Origin of the sequence: Streptomyces sp. BB1-1-1 (assembly GCF_031597775.1) — a bacterium.
GTDB classification, from domain to species: domain Bacteria; phylum Actinomycetota; class Actinomycetes; order Streptomycetales; family Streptomycetaceae; genus Streptomyces; species Streptomyces thinghirensis.
The window spans coordinates 112565-128114 of sequence record NZ_CP134203.1 but is presented as its reverse complement, the minus strand read 5'-3'; the positions used below and the strand labels follow the sequence as shown (position 1 = coordinate 128114).

Below are 15550 nucleotides of genomic sequence, written 5' to 3'. Positions count from 1 at the left end.
TCCCGAGTGGCAGGCTGCGGGAGCGCGTGTTCTATGTCCGTATCGGGGCCCATGCATTGACGTAGCGTCACTTTGGTTGTCGACGGGGGAATCGAACGCTGTCATGGCTGCACCAGAACATCATGATCATCTCAGCACCGTAGGTTTCCGTACGCGTCGGACACGGGGACACCTGCCCCTGGCCGGCTTTTCCCACGGTCCCTGACGGCCGTTGTCAGCAGAGTGACGCCACGCCTCAGAGGCGCGTCCGCCTGCTGTCTTTGACCCTCACCATCACGCGTCGGTACTGGCCCGGCCCGCACCGGACGAACTCTCGGAAGTCCTGGTGAGCACTGGTGTGCGCACCGATCAAGGCCGGCCGATGACGCAGTTCGCCTCCAGGCCGTGCACGCCCGTGGCATCGGCGCATGCCCAGCACGGCCACCCATGCCGTCCCGCGGTCACCTTCGCTTCCATGCGGTGACCGCCGGGACGGGCCGGTCGCGGTGCCGCTGCCGCCCGCCCGGCATGAACTCACTCACGCACGAGATGCACACAACGCCGTTCTGTGAGAAAGGAACCACGGATGACCCAGGTCACGCATGCGGTGAAAGGCGATCAGGACAGGTTTTCGTTAACCATCCGCACCACGGTGAAGATGCCGATCGCCCTTCCGGACGGATCGGAGGCCATTCCCACCGTCCGTTCCTTCCGGGGGCTGCCGCCCGACTGGCCCGTCGACAAGGAACCCCTCGCCCTCGTGTTCGGCGACCCCGGCCCCGTGCCGCTGGTCCGCCTGCACTCGGAGTGCCTCACGGGTGATGTCTTCGGATCGCTGCGCTGCGACTGCGGTCCGCAACTCGCCGAGTCCTTAGCGATGTTCGCGGCTCAGGGCGGAATTCTTCTCTACCTCCGTCAGGAGGGCCGGGGCATAGGCCTCTACAACAAGCTGGACGCCTACGTCCTCCAGGACTCGGGCGTCGACACCTTCGAGGCCAACCGGAAGCTGAACCTGCCGGACGATGCGCGGGACTACGGGGTCGCGGCCGCGGTCCTGTCCGCCCTGGGCCACGACGAGATCCGGCTGGTGACGAACAACCCCGACAAACAACGGCAACTGTCGGAGCACGGCATCAGAGTGGCCGAGTCCGTGCCGACGGGTTGCCACGTCAACCCCTTCAACGACCACTACCTCCGGACGAAGGTGGACTTCGCGGGGCACCGGATCGCCTTCGAACCGAGGACCGCTTCGTGAACCCCTCGCTGGCCGAACGCCTCGAGGAACTGTGTCCCCGACGGGTCGTCACCACCGGACACCCCCGCTACGACGAACTGCGGGGCATGTTCAACGGCATGCACGACCGACAGCCGGCCGTGATCTGTCTGCCGGTCGACAGCCGCGAGATCGCGGCTGTCGTCCTGGCCGCGCGTGAAGCGGGTACGACCGTCACCGTCCGGGGAGGCGGACACAACGTCGCGGGATCGGGCTCCAACGACGGCGGCCTCGTGATGGACCTCAAGCTGATGCGCGGTGTGACGGTCGACCCGGTACGGGCCCTCGCCTGTGTACAGGGCGGTGCCACCTGGGACGACATCGACGCCGCCGCCGCGCGGTACGGGCTCGCCACCACGGGAGGCACGGTGGGGTCCACGGGCGTCGCTGGGCTCACCCTGGGCGGCGGGCTCGGCTACCTCACCCGCAGCCTGGGCCTGGCCTGCGATCGGGTGGAGTCGTACCGGATGGTCACGGGCGACGGACGACGACGGTGGATCGACGCCGAGCACGACGCCGAGCTGAACCGGCTGCTGCGAGGCGCGGGACACGGCCTCGGGGTCGTCGACGAGTTCACCTTCCGGCTCGCGCCCGTGCCGCGTGTGTACGGAGGCCGGTTCGCCTATCCGCTGCGGTACGCGACCCCGGTCATGGCGGCGTTCACCGAGCTGATGGCGGACGCGCCCGCGGACATGACCTGCCTGCTGATGCTCGAACCCTGGGGTGACCCGGCCGTCCGGTCCGTCGTCGCCAACGTCTTCTACTCCGGCGGAGACGAGGCGGTCGTACGACGGATCGAGCGCATGATGGCCTGTGCGCCTCTGACCGGCAAGGACTTCGGTCCCCGCTCCTACCTGTCCATGCAGGCCTCACTGGGCGAGACCGACTTCGGCCTACGGCACTACTGGTCCACGTCCTCGCTCACCGCGCTGCCCGGAGAACTGGCCGAAGGGCTCGTCGACCAGTACGCGAGCGGCGGCTGCGGAGACGGCGTCGAGGACACGGTCATCATCACACCGCTCGGCGGGGCCGTGCCCGACGCCGAGGAACCGGGGGCCATCACCTTCCGCGACGCGGCGTACACCGTGCTGGCGATGGCGATCTGGCGTGATCCGGCCCAGGACGACGCCCGGCGGGACTGGGCACGCGGCATCAGCCGGCTGACCCGTCCCTGGTCCCTCCACGGTGAGGGGCACGCCGACTACGTCAATTACGCCAGCGATCCGGTCGACCTGGACCGTCCCGGCCGGATGGCCGACGACACGAGCCGGTCCATCCAGGACGTCAGACGACGCGTGGATCCCGACGGCGTCTTCGGACCGGCGCATCCCGCCCTGTCGGTACCCGCTCCCGCCTGAGCGCGGCTCTGACCCACAGCGAAGGACAGCGATGACGCAACCACCCGATGCGCAGGTTTCCGTGGTGATACCGACCTACAATCGGGCCGAACTTCTCCGGCAGCAACTTCACGGGCTCGCGCGGCAGCGGTTCGCGCCGGAACGGTTCGAGGTGGTTGTCGCCGACGACGGGTCGTCCGACCACACCGCCGAGGTGGTCGAATCGTTCGCCACCAGACTGAGGATCGTCTCCTATAGGCAGGAGGACCTGGGTTTCCGGGCCGCCGCCGTACGCAACGGCGGCGCCCGGCTGGCTGGCGCCCCCCTGCTCGTCTTCCTCGACACCGGCGCCCTGGTCGGACCCGACTTCATCGCCGAGCACGTCTCGGCACACGAACACGGCGAGGCCGTCGGCCGGTTGGTGCTGGGCTACACCTACGGCTACAACCCGTACCGGCCGTTCCCGGGGCTCACGGAGGCCATCGCCGGCAACGAACCCGAGGAGGTGGTACGTACCTACGCCGACCAGGCCGAGTTCCGGGACCTGCGCCACGACGACCTGGAGAAGGTGGGCTTCGACCTGAGGCGTCTTGCCGCCCCCTGGATGAACGTGTGGGCGCTCAACATGTCCCTGCCCGCAGCCGACTTCCACGCGGTCGGCGGCTTCGACGAGGACTTCCGTTCCTGGGGCGGGGAGGACCTGGAGTTCGGGTTCCGCGTCCACCGGCGGGAAATGCCGATCGTCCTGTCGCACCGGGCGTGGGCCCTGGAGAGCCCGCACGAACGGGACTTGGACGGCAATCGCAGCAGCAACTGCGCCAACTCCTGGACCTTGTGGGAGAAGCATCCCTCTCCGGTCATGGAGCTGTACGGGGCGATGTATTCCCGCAACCACTACGACCCGCCGCTGGAGTACGAGTACCGGCGACTGCTCGACTGGACCGAGCAGGCCCGCGACATCGACGTACGCCAGGAGGTGACGCGTCTGGTGGCCGAACCGCTGCCGGACGGCAGCCGGCCGACCCGGGTGGTGGTCATGGGCGCGGGAGGCCTGCGGACCCTCGGCGCTTCCGGCAGCGGCGTGGCGTGCACGTTCGTCGACTTCGACGAGTGGCCGGAGGACGACGTGGCGGCGGACGGCGCGACGGCCCTGCACGCGGTCGGCCTGCGCACCGTGCTCGAACCGGGCTCCGCCGACCTCGTGGTGATCACGTCCCGGCTGCGCGGACTGTGGGAACGCTGGTCCGGCGACCTCCTCACCGAGGCCCGCCGGATCGGCGGCGCGGTGCGGGTCGCCTTCCTTGACGGGAACGGCCCACGGTGACCGGAAAGGCCATGCGGAGACCACTGGCCGACACCCCCCAGCGGAAGATCATGCTCGGTGTCCTGCTCGTGGACACGCTCGCCGCCGGGGCCTTCTACCCCCTCACATTCCTCTACCTCACGCTCAGCACCGATCTGCCGGTCGCACAGATCGGCCTGATCCTGACCGGGGGCGGTCTCGTCGCCCTGGTGCTGAATCCCGTGGCCGGCAGTGCGGCCGACCGCTGGGGTGCCCAGCGAACCCTCGTGCTGGCCAACGCGTGCTGCGGGCTCGGCTACCTGGGACTCGTCGACATCCACGGCTGGTTCCAGCTGGTCGCGGCGGTCGCGTTCATCTCCTTCTCGCAGCGCCTGTACTGGGTCGGCTGGCCGGTGTTCATCGCGGAACAGGTCGCCGAGGGGGAGACGCTGGACCGCTGGTTCGCGGTCGTCAACGCCTTCAAGAGCGCCGCCCTCGGCCTCGGCGCGGCGACCGCCGCCGTCGCTCTCGCCGCCGGTGACGTAGGCACGCTCCGGGCGATCCTGATCGTCGCCGTGGCCGCCTCCTTCCTGTCGGCCGTGGTGTTCTTCCGGCTGCGCATGAACCCGCAGGACGCCGTGGGGGACGCGGACGGCCCCGGGGGCCCGGACGCGGAACCGGCGGCCGGGTCCGGAGGATGGCGGATGGTTCTGGGAGACCGCCCGTACGTCGCGATGACCGTGGCGCACACCGCGCTGACCGTGGCGTGGCTGCTGCCCAGCGTCGTGCTGCCGTTCTACTTCGTCGACACGCTGGGCCTGCCTCCGTGGGTGCCCTCCGTGGCGTTCGCGGTGAACACGGCCATGACCGTGCTGTTCCAGACGGTCGTCTCGCGTTCCCTGGCAGGCTTGCGGCGCACCCGGGCGGTGCTCGTCGGGGCCTGTGCCTTCCTGCTCGCCTTCGCCGTGTTCGCGGGCGCGGGCAGCGGCTCCCGGGCGGTCGCGACGGGGCTCGCGCTGGTCGGCATCATGCTCTTCTCCGTCGGCGAGATGTCCGCCGGTCCGCCGGCCCAGTCGCTGTCGATGGAGGCCGCGCCGGTGCCGCTGCGCGGCAGGTACTCGTCGGTCTTCCAGATGTCGTGGACCGTCTCCAGCGTCGGCGGTCCCGCCGTCGTCGGCGCGCTCCTGCAGTGGAACAGCCTGGCCCTGTGGCTGGTACTGGGCGCACTCGTCGCGCTCGGCGGACTGGGCTTCGTCGCCTGCGAGAGGGCGTTTCCCGCACGTGTCCTGTATCCCGAATCGAAGAGGAGCAACACATGACCTCGGACGGACCGCGCATCCTTCACGTCAGCACCACCGACAAGCTGGGTGGGGTCAGTGAGGTCGTCCGCAGCGAGCTGCCCTACCTCGTCGAGTCCGGATGGCAGCCCCGATGGGTCACGGCGAACGATCTGGACGAGGCCCACGACGCCGCGTTCGTCCTGCACAACGCCCTGTACGGCGTGCCGGTGGGCGACTTCCCGGAGGACCGGGTGCGTTCGGGCGTCGAACGGTTCCTCGGCGCGAACGCCGAAGCCGTGGTGGCGGCGGCCCGGGACGCCGACGTGGTCGTCCTGCACGACCCCATGGTGCTCAACCTGGCGGCCGCGATCCGCCCCGTGACGCCGAGGATCGCCTGGCGCTGTCACGTCGGCTCCGAGCACCTGGACATGATCGACCAGGACGCCGTCTCCTTCCTCCGGCCTCAACTGGACGTCGTGGACCACCTATTGTTCCCGCATCGCGGCCTGATCTGGCCGGGCTGGGAGGACGACGAGCGGATCCTCGTCGTCCCGCCGGGAATCGACCCGCGATCGTGGAAGAACCGGGACCTGCCGGAGGAGACCTACGCCGCGCTGTGGTCCGACGTCCACGCGGCCCGCGGCACCGCCGGGCCGGCGGACATCGGCGGGGAAGACACCCATATCTTCCTGGACGATCACGGCACCGGTGGCCTGCGCGCCCCCGAGTCGCCCTTCGTGCTCCAGGTGTCCCGCTGGGACCCGCTGAAGGGACAACTCGGCGTGGTCCGGGCCTTCGCGGACCTGGCGCGGCAGGAGCCGGACGTGGAGCTCGTACTCGTCGGCCCGCACATCGACGACCGGGAGAACTACCCGGTGAACCGGAAGGTGTGGGGAGAACTCATGCGGGCCCGCGAGGAACTGGCGGGACCAGTGCGTGAACGGGTCCACGTCTGGCGGTTCGGCCCGCTGCGGCGCACCGGCGAGGACCTCGCGCTGAACGTACTGCGGCGGTACGCCCGGACGGTGGTGCAGAACAGTGTCCGGGAGAGCTTCGGACTGACCGTGGCCGAAGCGATGTGGCGGGGCGCCGTGGTCGTCGGATCCGACATCGACGGCATCAGCGAGCAGATGGAGCACGACGTCAACGGTCTCCTCACGCCCTACACCGACGGCGGTGGACCGTGGGCGGAGACGGTCCGTAGATCGCTGACGGACGAGGCCGGCCGGCTCCGCTGGAGCAAGGCCGCGCGGGCCACGGTCGAGGAGCGTTTCCTGTCCCGCGCCGGAACGCTGCGTCAAACGGCCGCGTTCACCGGTGCTTCCCGAGGCGCCGGCCGTTGACCGGCCCACAGCCGAGAACGACAACTCCGAACTGGAAGGGCGCACAATGGGCGCGATGATGTGGTTCGATCCCACCTGTCCCTTTACCTGGCGCACCTCGCGCTGGCTGCGGTCCGAGGCGGCCGTCCGGGGCGAGAAGGTGACCTGGCGGCTGATGAGCCTCGCCGTCCTCAACGAGGACCGGGACGACGTCCCGAGCCAGTACCGGGAAGGGCACCGGCGCGGGGCGCGCGTGCTGCGCGTGCTGGCAGCGGCCGCCGAGCACGGTGGGAACGAGGTGGTGGACGCCCTTTACACCGAACTGGGAACCCGCGTGCACGACAAGGCCGGAGAGTGGGACGACGGGACCATCGGCCGGGCGGTGACCGCGGCCGGCCTGCCCCTTGGACTGGCGGACGCGGCCGATGACCCGGCGTGGGACGCGGCCGTGAGGGCGTCCCACGAGGAGGGGCAGGGCCGGGTGGGCCAGGAGTCGGGCACCCCCATCGTGGCGTTCGGTGACACCCCCGGCTTCTTCGGCCCGATCCTCACCGCCGTACCGGCGGGGGAGGAGTCCGCCCGTCTCTACGACAGCATCGCCGCCCTCTCCGCCGTCACCGCCTTCAGCGAACTGAAGCGGGCCCGGGCCTGACCGCCCGCGCCCTCTCCTGCTCACCGGCTGAGGTTTCTCCATGAATGTCACATGATTCGCTGGAAGGGGTCGGTCAACTTGCCAGGCTCACCTGTCATTCGCTGTGCCGTCATCGGCGCCGGCCACAGGACCGTGGACGACTACGTACCCGCCCTCGTCGGCCTGTCCTCACGCATCGAACTGGTCGCGGCGTGTGATGTGGATCCGGCCGCGGAAACGCGTCTGACGCAGGCACTCGCCAGGAACGGACACGCCGCCCGTCCGAGGTTCTTCTCCGATCACGCGTCCCTGCTGGATGCTGTGGACCCCGGCCTCGTCATCGTCGCCACACCGCACCACACCCACCACGAGATCACTCTGGAGCTGTGCCGCCGCGGTATCCCCGTGCTGAAGGAGAAGCCCTTCGCCCTGTCGCTGGCGGAGGCCCGGGATCTCGCTGCGGCCGTCCGGGAACACGACGGCCACCTGAGGCTTTGCGTCCAGCGGCGCCATCACCCGCTGTACCTGGGGGCGAAGGAAGCGCTGGGACGGATCGGTGCCGTCAGGCACTTCGACGCCACCTACCAGCTCAGTACCGACGCCTACCAGTCCGGTTGGCGGGCCGAGGCGAAGACCTCCGGCGGCGGGGCCATCATCGATATGGGGTACCACATCATCGATCTGCTCCACTGGTTCTTCGGCATGCCGTCACTCGTCTACGCGAGCGCGGCGCCCAAGCTGGTTCCGGACGCCGCCTACGACATCGAAGAGACCACCCTGTCGACACTGACCTATCCGAACGGTGTCACCGGGGTGCTCCGTCTCTCGCTCTGTGAGTCCAGGAAGAGCGAGTTGATACGCGTCTACGGTTCCGACGGGCACATCGAGCTCACCCGGGACCGTCTCGAGCGGTTCGACCGCTCGCATCACCTGGTCGAGCGGCTGACCGGTGAACGTTCCTGGGATCCGGCGTCCGGCGTGCTGGTGAGCACGCTCGACCACCTCTCCGACCCGGACTTCACCGAACGCGAAGTGCAGGACGGTGTACGCGTCACTGCCACCATCGAGTCGCTCTACCGCTCCATTTCCCTACAGACCTCCGTACGACCGCTGCACGAGGAGACTCAGGATGCCCGTTTCGGATCTGGCCATCGACGGGGGACAGCCGGTACTGAGCCGGTCGACGGAGTATCCATGGCCGAAGCGGCGATCGGAGTGGTCTGAGCGCGTTCTGAAGCAACTGGAGAGCGGCAAGCTGTCGCTGTACGACCGCTCCGGTGTGGTGGCGGAGTTCGAGGACGCCTGGTCGACCGCGCATGACCTTCCGTACAGCCTGGTGACCAACTCCGGTACCGCGGCGTTGCATTCGGCGTTCTATGGCATCGGCCTCGGCCCCGGCGACGAGGTTCTCTGCCCGTCGTACACCTTCTTCGCCACTTCCGCCTCGCTGTTCCAGCTGGGCGCGCTGCCGGTGCTGGCCGACTGCCGGCCCGACGGCTCATTCGACCCGGAGGCCGCGGCGGGGCTGGTCACCGAGCGCACGAAAGCGGTCGTCATCACGCACATGTGGGGTCTGCCGTGTGACATGGACGCTGTCGTGGCCTTCGCCGAGGAGCACGGGCTGGCACTGGTCGAGGACTGCTCCCACGCGCACGGCGCGACCTACCGGGGGCGCCCGGTCGGCACCTTCGGCGCGGCCGCGGCCTGGAGTCTGCAGACCCAGAAGCTCGTCGCCGCCGGCGAGGGCGGCGTGCTGGCCACCCGCAGCCGGGAAGTGTACGACCGGGCGCAGTTGCTGGGGCACTTCAACAAACGGGCGATGAAGGAGATGGATCCGCAGGGGCCGCTCTATCCGTACTCCGTGACCGGTCTGGGCCTGAAGTACCGGGCGCATCCCCTGGGCGTCGCCTTCGCGGTGGGCCAGATCGCCGAACTGCCGTCCTGGATCAAGGGGAAGCAGGTGTTCGCGGAGGAGATCGCGGGACTCTTCGGGCGGATCGATGGGGTCATGCCGCTGACGCTGTCGACGCCGGAGCGGACCTCGGCCCACTACGCGCTGCTCTTCGACGTCGATCCCGACCGGGTTCCGGGCGGCCGGGACCGGCTGGTGGCGGCGTGCAACGCCGAGGGGCTGGACGACGTCGACATCCCGAAGGCGACGTCGCCGCTGCACACGCTGCATCTGTTCCGGCATCCGATGTCGCCGGTGACCACCTACGACCGGGCCTGTGTGCGGACGGAGTTCCCGGTGGCCGAGCGTCTCGCGGCGCGCACCTTCAAGATCTCGGTGCCCTGTGCCCCGGCGGGCTTCGAGGAGGAGGACGAGCGGTACCTGGCCGCCGTACGGGCCGTCACCGACAAGGTCGCCGCCCATCTGGCGTCCGGAGCGCGGAAGGAGCCCGCATGAGTCCCGTCCCGTCGGCCGGTGACCTCAAGGACGCCGCGGCGTCCGCCCGGGTCATCGGCTCGACCAACCGCAAACGCGCCGGAGCGGTCCTGGACGCCGGGGAGATCGAGGGCGTCGTCACGGACTACGTCCACGGCCGGATTCCGGATTACCAGATGGCGGCCTGGCTCGCGACGATCGCCTGCCAGGGGTTGTCCACGGCGGAACTGGCGGCCCTGACGCGGGCCCACACCATCGGCGGTGGCCGGCTGGACCTGAGCCGGGTGGACGGCCCGGTCGTGGACAAGCACAGCACGGGCGGCGTGGGGGACACCACCACACTGATCGTGGTGCCGGTGGTCGCGGCGTGCGGTGTCCCGGTGGCGAAGATGACCGGCCGGGCCCTCGGCTTCACCGGGGGCACGCTCGACAAACTGGAGTCGATCAAAGGACTCCGGACCACGATCCCGATCGAAGAGATCGTGCCGATGCTCACCTCCGTCGGCATGGTCCTCACCGGCCAGAGCGCCGATCTGACACCGGGTGACGGCGCCACCTACGCGCTGCGCGACGTCACCGGCACCGTGGAGAGCATCCCGCTGATCGCGGCCAGCATCATCAGCAAGAAGTTCGCCGTACGGGCCGACGGGCTGGTCCTCGACGTCAAGACGGGCGCCGGAGCGCTGATCCAGGAACGGGACCGCGCGACCGAGCTGGTCCGCACGATGCTCGACCTGGCCGCCGAGTTCGGGCTGAGCGCGCGGGCCGTGCTGAGCGACATGAGCCAGCCGCTCGGACCCGCGGTGGGCAACGCGCTGGAGATCCGCCAGGCGCTGGCCGTACTCCGCGGGGAGCGCGTCCCCGGACTGTGGGACCTGTGCGCGACGGTCTGCCGGCTGATGCTGCGGAGCGTCGACGCCGCGCTCACCGACGAGCAGGCCATGGACAGGATCGACCGGGTCCTCGACGACGGGTCGGCGTACGAGATGTTCGTGCGGTGGGCGGTCGCGCAGGGGGCGGACGCCGCCGCGCTGGAGGCCGAGCGGCTGCCGTCCGCCGGGCGGCGGATGACGGTCACGGCGCCCGGATCGGGCTGGGTCACCGGGATCGAGCCCCGCTCCGTGGGCCATGCGAGCCTGCTGCTCGGGGCGGGGCGGCTGACGTACGACGCGCCCCTGGACCACGGCGCCGGTGTGCTGCTGCGGCGCCGGGTCGGGGACCGCGTCGACAAGGGCGATGTCCTCGCGGAGCTGTGCTACGACGGCGGTGACGTCGCCGCCGCTCGGTCGCTGGTGGAGTCGGCGTTCCGGCTCGGTGACACGAGGGTCGTCGCGCCGGCGACCGTGCAACGGGTCTTCGAGCCGGGAGCGGCCTGAGATGCGCGGAGGTGCCCGATGGGGCGCCGCCTGACCGGTTCCGGCCGGGCAGCGCCGGGCGCGCGGCGGGCCGGGCTGCGGCGGATCGCGGGGCTGCTGCCTGCGGCCGGACGCGGTCCGGTGGCGGCGACGGTGGCCTGCGACGTGTTACTGGGCGTACTGCCCGTGGTGTTCGTGGTCAGCAGCAGTGTGATGGTGGGCCGGGTGCCCGCCGCACTGGAGGCGGGCACCGGCTCGGCACGGTGGTCGGGGGTGCTGACGGCGTTCGTGGTGGCGTCCGCCGCGTTCACCGCGCAGCAAGTGCTCGCCACGGTGCAGGGGATGCTCGGTGAGCTCGTCGCCAGACGGGTGGACGGGGCGCTCTTCGACCGGATCATCGCGGCCTCGCTGCGCGGACCGGGCATCGGTCCGCTGGAGGACCCCCGGCTGCTGGAGCGGCTCAGCGAGGCGCGGCGGGAGCTGGAGACCGGCGCGGACAGCCCCGGGAAGGCGTGCGCCGGCCTGCTGCATCTGCTGGCACGGGGAATGCAGCTGGCGGGCTGTGTGGGGGTCATCGGGTTCTGCTTCTCCTGGATCGCCGGGCTCGCGGTCTGCGTCGCCGTGCTGGCGATGCGCCACTCGCTCCGCCACGGACTGCGGGGTCACATGGCGAGCTGGGCGTCGCTCGTGGGGCGCCGGCGGGAGGAACGCTATCTGCGGGATCTGGCCACGCGCGCCGCGGCGGGCAAGGAGATCCGGATTTTCGGGTTGGCCGGCTGGCTGCGCGACCGGCACCGCGCGGTGGCCCTGGAGTGGATGGCACCGGCCTGGGCGGAGCGCCGTCGCCTGCTGCTGTGGCCCCATCTGCGGTACACCGCCTTCGGCCTGGTGGTCACGGCGACGGTGCTGGCGGCGGTCGCGGCGGCCGGAGCGGGCGGGGCCACGCTCACCGGGCTGGCGCTGGCGACGCAGGCCGTGCTGATCGGCGTCCGGCTCGGTGAGTTCTACCCCGAGTCCGACATGCAGACGATCCTCGGGACGAACGCCCATGACGCGTTGACGGCGTTCGAGGAGGGCGTGGCCAGTCACCCGGCACGGCCGGACAACCCGGAGACCCCGCAGGCGCCGCCGCTCGACCTCCGGCGGGAGATCGCCTTCTCCGGGGTCTCCTTCGGTTACCCCGGCCGGGAGCGGCGCGTCTTCGAGGGCCTCGACATGAGGATCGAAGCCGGGAAGTGCACGGCGATCGTCGGCGCCAACGGCGCCGGGAAGACCACGCTGATCAAGTTGCTCACCCGGTTGTACGAGCCCGACGAGGGCCGGATCACCATAGACGGCACACCGCTCGGGGACTGTCCGGCGGAGGTCTGGCGGTCCCAGCTCGCGGTCGTCTTCCAGGACTTCAACCGGTACGAGACCAGCGCCTTCGACAACGTGGGCTACGGCAGCGTCCACCGCAAGGACACCACCGGGGCGCGGCGGGAGATCCGTACCGCGGCGGACGAAGCCGGTGTGGCGGATGTGCTGGACGCGCTGCCCGGCGGCTTCGGCACCCCGCTGGCAGGGCACCTGACCGGCGGCACCGAGCTGTCCGGCGGGCAGTGGCAGCGGGTGGCGCTGGCCCGCGCCCTGTTCCGGCTGCGGCACGGCGCCGGGGTCCTCATCCTCGACGAGCCCACGGCCAGTCTGGACGTACGTGCCGAGGCCCGCTTCTACCAGGAGTTCGTCCGCCCCGGAGTGACCACCGTGCTGATCTCCCACCGCTTCGCCACCGTGCGGCACGCCGACCACATCGTCGTCCTGTCGGGCGGCAGGGTGAGCGAGCAGGGTTCGCACGGCGAACTGATGCGCGCGGGCGGCGAGTACGCCCGGATGTTCCGGCTCCAGGCGTACCGTTTCACCGAGATGCGCCCCCCGTCGACCCTGCCGGGAGCACGGTGATGAGCGGCGGTCTGCACCGGGCTTCCGCGGACCTGCTGAGGACGTGCTGGCGGCACAGCCGCGCCAGGACGCTGACAGCGCTCGGACTGATGCTGGCCGGCGGCGTCGCGATGCCCCTGGCGGGGCTGGGGCTGCGTGGGCTGTTCGACGCGGCCCAGCAGGGCGCGGCGGGGCGGGCGGTGGCGCTGGGGGTGCTGGTCGCCGTGCTGCTCGTCGCCGCGCTCACCTGCGGACACTTCGCGCACATCGCGTACTTCGAGCTCGCCGAGCTGAACATGCTGCACTACGGCGACGAACTGATCGTCCTCGCCAACGGGACCGCCGGCCTGGACAGCCACGAGGACCCGCGCCGCGCCGACCTGCTCGGGGTGCTGGAACGAGAGGTCGCGCAGACCCGCAACACGCTGCAGGCGCTGCTGTCCCTGGCCGGACTCGGCTGCGGGCTGCTGCTCACGGTTGTCGTGCTGGCCCTGCTGCATCCGTTGCTGCTCCTGCTCCCGCTGGCCGCCGTACCGCCGCTGCTGGCGGGGCGGCACGCCGAACGGCTCATGGACGACGCCAGAGGCACGGCCGCCGAACCGACCCGTCGTGCCCTCAACCTGGTCCGCCTGGCGACCGACGCCTCCTCCGCCAAGGAACTTCTCGCCTACCGGCTGGAGCAGGAGGCGCGTGGCAGCCACGCGGAGCTGTGGGAGCGGGCCGGTGACATCCTGTGGCGGGCGGAGCGCCGGGCCGCCGTACTGCGGGGCCTGAGCCAGCTGGTGTTCGCCGCCTGTTATGTGGGCGCGGTGCTGCTGATGCTGCGTCAGGCGGTCGCCGGACGACAGTCGGTGGGCGACGTGGTGCTGGTCGTCGTGCTCGCCGCGCAGGCCAACACGCAGGTCGCGCAGACCGTGGCGCTGGTGCCCGATCTGCAGCGCCTGACCGGGGTGGACCGGCGGATGCGGGAGCTGCGGCAGGCATGCGAACCGGAACAGCCGCCGCCCGCCGCGGCCCGTGCGGCGGCGGTGCCGCGACGGCTGCGGCACGGCATCACGTTGAGCGGGCTGTCGTTCGCGTATCCGGGTGCCGCGAGGCCGTCACTGCGGGACGTGGACCTGCACCTGCCGGCCGGCTCCGTGGTCGCGGTCGTCGGCGAGAACGGGGCGGGCAAGTCGACGCTCGTCAAGCTGCTGTGCGGGCTCTACCGGCCGACCGCTGGGAGCGTTCTCGTGGACGGCGTCGATCTTCGGCGGATACCGCCCGAGAAGTGGCGGGCCCGGACCGCGGCCGCGTTCCAGGATTTCGTCCGGTACGAGTTCACGGTCCGGCAGGCCGTCGGCGTGGGCGATCTGCCCCGTGCCGGCTCGGAAGAGGCCGTGCGGACGGCTCTGACACGCGCGCGGGCGGCCGGTGTGCCCGACGCGCTGCCGGAGGGGCTGGCCACCCGTCTCGGCAGGAGCTACACCGACGGGGCGGAACTCTCCGGCGGCCAGTGGCAGAAACTGGCGCTCGGCCGCGCGTTCATGCGGGACGGGCCGCTTCTGATGGTTCTGGACGAACCGGCCTCCGCCCTCGACGCCGAGGCGGAGCACGCCCTTTTCCAGCGCTATGCGGCTCAGGCCGGAAGGTCGGCGGCCGACGGCGGGATCACGCTGCTGGTTTCCCACCGTTTCTCCACGGTGGGAATGGCCGACCTCATCGTCGTGGTCGAGGGCGGCCGGATAGCGGAATCCGGGGACCACGCCACACTGCTGCGGCGCGGCGGTCTCTACGCGGAGTTGTACACGCTTCAGGCCCGCGGCTACCGATGAACTGGCCGGAACGGTTCCCTGGTGTGTGCGGGGAAAATGTGGTGTGATTTCCGGGTGTCTGACGAAGAGATACTCATCAAGCGTCTCCATGAAGCGGGATACGCGGCCAAAGAGGTGGAGAAAGCCACCGGCGGAGTGGTCGCAATTGCCGGACTGGTGACCCTGGAGGACGATTCCCAGTTATTCGCGAAAACGCTTCTCGGGCCGGAACGGGACATTTTTCCCGTCGAAGCCGCCGGTCTGACGGAGCTTCGCGGAACCGGCGGGGCGATCACGCCGGAGGTGCTGTGCGCCTCTCCTCGGCTGCTCGTGCTGGAGAAGATGCTGCCGCGCCGCGACGACGAGCGTTTCTGGGAGCGGCTCGCCCGCACGGTCGCCGCCCTGCACACCTCCACGACCGCCGAGCGGTTCGGCTGGCACCGTCCGGGCTGGCTGGGCCGGCTGCGCCAGGACAACACCTGGGACAGCGACGGCCACGCGTTCCTCGCGGAGCGGCGCATCCTGCGCTGGCTGTCGGAACCCCTGGTCGAGGCGGCCTTCGACGCCGCGGAGCGGCAGGCTCTGGAACGGCTCTGCGCGGCCCTGCCCGAGCTCGTGCCGGACCGGCCCCCGTGCCTGACCCACGGCGATCTGTGGCAGGAGAACATCGTCGCCACCGCCGACGGCGCGCCCGTGCTCATCGACCCCGCGGTGTCCTACAACTGGCCGGAAATCGACCTCAGCATGCTGTGGTGCTCCCCGCGCCCGCCCGCCTCGGACCGCTTCTTCGCCGTGTACGAGGAGATCACCGGGATCGACGACGGCTGGCGGGACCGGATGGACCTCTTCCATCTCAGGGAACTCCTGAGCGTCATCGCCCATGACGACGACGACTGGGGAGCTGCGGAGGCCGTACGGAAGATCATCGCCCCGTTCCGGCGGGACGGCGGCCCGGCGACGGTGTGACCGGCGTGCCACCGCCGGACTCCCTT

The 15550-nt window shown here is 70.6% G+C and carries 12 protein-coding genes; all 12 read left to right on the top strand.

What is annotated here, in order from left to right; genetic code table 11:
• The first annotated feature begins 637 nt into the window (after positions 1 to 637).
• The 12 genes from ribA to RI578_RS00445 all read left to right on the top strand — a co-directional run bounded on the left by ribA (position 638) and on the right by RI578_RS00445 (position 15524).
• On the top strand, positions 638 to 1234 hold the full coding sequence (ribA, locus tag RI578_RS00500; RefSeq protein ID WP_310869150.1) for a GTP cyclohydrolase II: 597 nt from the start codon (positions 638 to 640) through the stop codon (positions 1232 to 1234).
• Complete coding sequence (locus RI578_RS00495) at positions 1231 to 2610, top strand: FAD-dependent oxidoreductase (protein ID WP_310869149.1); 1380 nt, start codon at positions 1231 to 1233, stop codon at positions 2608 to 2610. The genes ribA and RI578_RS00495 overlap by 4 nt, the downstream gene beginning before the upstream one ends.
• A 64-nt stretch (positions 2611 to 2674) precedes the next feature.
• Complete coding sequence (locus RI578_RS00490; protein WP_399059182.1) at positions 2675 to 3913, top strand: glycosyltransferase; 1239 nt, start codon at positions 2675 to 2677, stop codon at positions 3911 to 3913.
• An 11-nt stretch (positions 3914 to 3924) separates the two neighbouring features.
• Positions 3925 to 5190, top strand: a complete 1266-nt coding sequence (locus tag RI578_RS00485) for an MFS transporter (RefSeq protein ID WP_310869147.1) — start codon at positions 3925 to 3927, stop codon at positions 5188 to 5190.
• A complete protein-coding gene (locus tag RI578_RS00480) occupies positions 5187 to 6494 on the top strand; it encodes a glycosyltransferase (RefSeq protein ID WP_310869146.1) in 1308 nt (435 codons plus the stop codon). Before RI578_RS00485 ends, RI578_RS00480 begins: the two co-directional genes overlap by 4 nt.
• 55 nt (positions 6495 to 6549) lie before the next feature.
• Positions 6550 to 7125 (top strand): disulfide bond formation protein DsbA, encoded by a 576-nt coding sequence (locus RI578_RS00475; protein ID WP_310869145.1) that lies wholly within the window; start codon positions 6550 to 6552, stop codon positions 7123 to 7125.
• A gap of 51 nt (positions 7126 to 7176) precedes the next feature.
• Positions 7177 to 8328: a Gfo/Idh/MocA family oxidoreductase gene (locus RI578_RS00470; RefSeq protein WP_310869144.1), complete on the top strand. Its 1152-nt coding sequence runs from the start codon at positions 7177 to 7179 to the stop codon at positions 8326 to 8328.
• The gene (locus tag RI578_RS00465) at positions 8234 to 9511 is read left to right on the top strand and encodes a DegT/DnrJ/EryC1/StrS family aminotransferase (RefSeq protein WP_310869143.1); all 1278 of its coding nucleotides are present in this window, start codon (positions 8234 to 8236) and stop codon (positions 9509 to 9511) included. The genes RI578_RS00470 and RI578_RS00465 overlap by 95 nt, the downstream gene beginning before the upstream one ends.
• Positions 9508 to 10866 (top strand): thymidine phosphorylase, encoded by a 1359-nt coding sequence (locus RI578_RS00460; RefSeq protein WP_310869142.1) that lies wholly within the window; start codon positions 9508 to 9510, stop codon positions 10864 to 10866. Before RI578_RS00465 ends, RI578_RS00460 begins: the two co-directional genes overlap by 4 nt.
• 18 nt (positions 10867 to 10884) lie before the next feature.
• Complete coding sequence (locus tag RI578_RS00455) at positions 10885 to 12786, top strand: ATP-binding cassette domain-containing protein (RefSeq protein WP_310869141.1); 1902 nt, start codon at positions 10885 to 10887, stop codon at positions 12784 to 12786.
• On the top strand, positions 12786 to 14579 hold the full coding sequence (locus tag RI578_RS00450; RefSeq protein WP_310869140.1) for an ABC transporter ATP-binding protein: 1794 nt from the start codon (positions 12786 to 12788) through the stop codon (positions 14577 to 14579). Before RI578_RS00455 ends, RI578_RS00450 begins: the two co-directional genes overlap by 1 nt.
• 54 nt (positions 14580 to 14633) lie before the next feature.
• Entirely contained in the window at positions 14634 to 15524 is an 891-nt protein-coding gene (locus tag RI578_RS00445) for a fructosamine kinase family protein (protein ID WP_310869139.1), read from the top strand.
• The last annotated feature ends 26 nt before the right edge of the window (positions 15525 to 15550 follow it).

Excerpts from the sequence above, each read along its gene's own strand:
- ribA (WP_310869150.1), top strand. The coding sequence starts at position 638 with ATGCCGATCGCCCTTCCGGACGGATCGGAGGCCATTCCCACCGTCCGT.
- RI578_RS00485 (WP_310869147.1), top strand. The coding sequence starts at position 3,925 with ATGCGGAGACCACTGGCCGACACCCCCCAGCGGAAGATCATGCTCGGT.
- RI578_RS00480 (WP_310869146.1), top strand. The coding sequence starts at position 5,187 with ATGACCTCGGACGGACCGCGCATCCTTCACGTCAGCACCACCGACAAG.
- RI578_RS00475 (WP_310869145.1), top strand. The coding sequence starts at position 6,550 with ATGATGTGGTTCGATCCCACCTGTCCCTTTACCTGGCGCACCTCGCGC.
- RI578_RS00470 (WP_310869144.1), top strand. The coding sequence starts at position 7,177 with ATGATTCGCTGGAAGGGGTCGGTCAACTTGCCAGGCTCACCTGTCATT.
- RI578_RS00465 (WP_310869143.1), top strand. The coding sequence starts at position 8,234 with ATGCCCGTTTCGGATCTGGCCATCGACGGGGGACAGCCGGTACTGAGC.
- RI578_RS00460 (WP_310869142.1), top strand. The coding sequence starts at position 9,508 with ATGAGTCCCGTCCCGTCGGCCGGTGACCTCAAGGACGCCGCGGCGTCC.
- RI578_RS00455 (WP_310869141.1), top strand. The coding sequence starts at position 10,885 with ATGGGGCGCCGCCTGACCGGTTCCGGCCGGGCAGCGCCGGGCGCGCGG.
- RI578_RS00450 (WP_310869140.1), top strand. The coding sequence starts at position 12,786 with ATGAGCGGCGGTCTGCACCGGGCTTCCGCGGACCTGCTGAGGACGTGC.